The 1,150-nt window shown below is 49.1% G+C and carries 9 tRNA genes and 1 rRNA gene; all 10 read left to right on the plus strand.

Annotated features, from left to right (window positions below):
- Positions 1–5 precede the first annotated feature (5 nt).
- Positions 6–122: ribosomal RNA gene (rrf, locus tag CR194_RS20025) — 5S ribosomal RNA — on the plus strand.
- An 8-nt stretch (positions 123–130) separates the two neighbouring features.
- Positions 131–206 (plus strand) — tRNA-Val (locus tag CR194_RS20030).
- A gap of 28 nt (positions 207–234) precedes the next feature.
- A tRNA-Thr gene (locus CR194_RS20035) sits at positions 235–310 on the plus strand.
- A 7-nt stretch (positions 311–317) separates the two neighbouring features.
- A tRNA-Lys gene (locus CR194_RS20040) sits at positions 318–393 on the plus strand.
- Between the two features lie 7 nt (positions 394–400).
- Positions 401–485 (plus strand) — tRNA-Leu (locus CR194_RS20045).
- A gap of 4 nt (positions 486–489) precedes the next feature.
- Positions 490–564: transfer RNA gene (locus tag CR194_RS20050), tRNA-Gly, on the plus strand.
- A gap of 35 nt (positions 565–599) precedes the next feature.
- Positions 600–688 (plus strand) — tRNA-Leu (locus tag CR194_RS20055).
- Positions 689–716: 28 nt separating this feature from the next.
- Positions 717–793 (plus strand) — tRNA-Arg (locus tag CR194_RS20060).
- Positions 794–805: 12 nt separating this feature from the next.
- A tRNA-Pro gene (locus tag CR194_RS20065) sits at positions 806–882 on the plus strand.
- A gap of 8 nt (positions 883–890) precedes the next feature.
- Positions 891–966 (plus strand) — tRNA-Ala (locus CR194_RS20070).
- Positions 967–1,150 lie beyond the last annotated feature (184 nt).

Genomic DNA, 1,150 nt, shown 5'->3' on the forward strand with positions numbered 1-1,150 from the left:
ATATGTCTAGTGACGATCGCGGAGAGGTCACACCCGTTCCCATGCCGAACACGGAAGTTAAGCTCTCCAGCGCCGATGATAGTTGGGGGATCTCCCCCTGTGAAAGTAGGACGTCGCTGGGCAATCATTTGGAGGATTAGCTCAGTTGGGAGAGCATCTGCCTTACAAGCAGGGGGTCGGCGGTTCGAGCCCGTCATCCTCCACCATGATTTTTTGAAAATTCTATATTTTTCTGCTGGCCTAGCTCAATTGGTAGAGCAACTGACTTGTAATCAGTAGGTTGGGGGTTCAAGTCCTCTGGCCAGCACCATTATTTAGAGCCATTAGCTCAGTTGGTAGAGCATCTGACTTTTAATCAGAGGGTCGAAGGTTCGAGTCCTTCATGGCTCACCATTTTTATGCGGGTGTGGCGGAACTGGCAGACGCGCTAGACTTAGGATCTAGTGCCTTCGGGCGTGGGGGTTCGACTCCCTTCACCCGCACCACTTTGCGGAAGTAGTTCAGTGGTAGAACATCACCTTGCCAAGGTGGGGGTCGCGAGTTCGAATCTCGTCTTCCGCTCCATATTATTTATAACAGTTACTCATATATAAAGTCCTGCCGGGGTGGTGGAATTGGCAGACACACAGGACTTAAAATCCTGCGGTAAGTGATTACCGTGCCGGTTCAAGTCCGGCCCTCGGCACCATTTTCATTTCTGTAATCTTAATATAAATGCGCCCTTAGCTCAGCTGGATAGAGTGTTTGACTACGAATCAAAAGGTCGGGAGTTCGAATCTCTCAGGGCGCACCATCTTATTTAAAACGGGAAGTAGCTCAGCTTGGTAGAGCACTTGGTTTGGGACCAAGGGGTCGCAGGTTCGAATCCTGTCTTCCCGACCACTATTTAAGGGGCCTTAGCTCAGCTGGGAGAGCGCCTGCTTTGCACGCAGGAGGTCAGCGGTTCGATCCCGCTAGGCTCCACCAAAGATATTTTGACCTTTGAAAACTAAACAAAAAGCCAAGCGAAGTGGGATATTTTAAAATATCCCGTCAATGAAACAAATTTTTAACTTTTTGATGTCAGAGACATCAAACTTGATGATTAGTCATCGTACTTTATCGGAGAGTTTGATCCTGGCTCAGGACGAACGCTGGCGGCGTGCCTAAT

The sequence above is a fragment of the Salipaludibacillus keqinensis genome (genome assembly GCF_003226325.1).
Lineage (GTDB): Bacteria > Bacillota > Bacilli > Bacillales > Salisediminibacteriaceae > Salipaludibacillus > Salipaludibacillus keqinensis.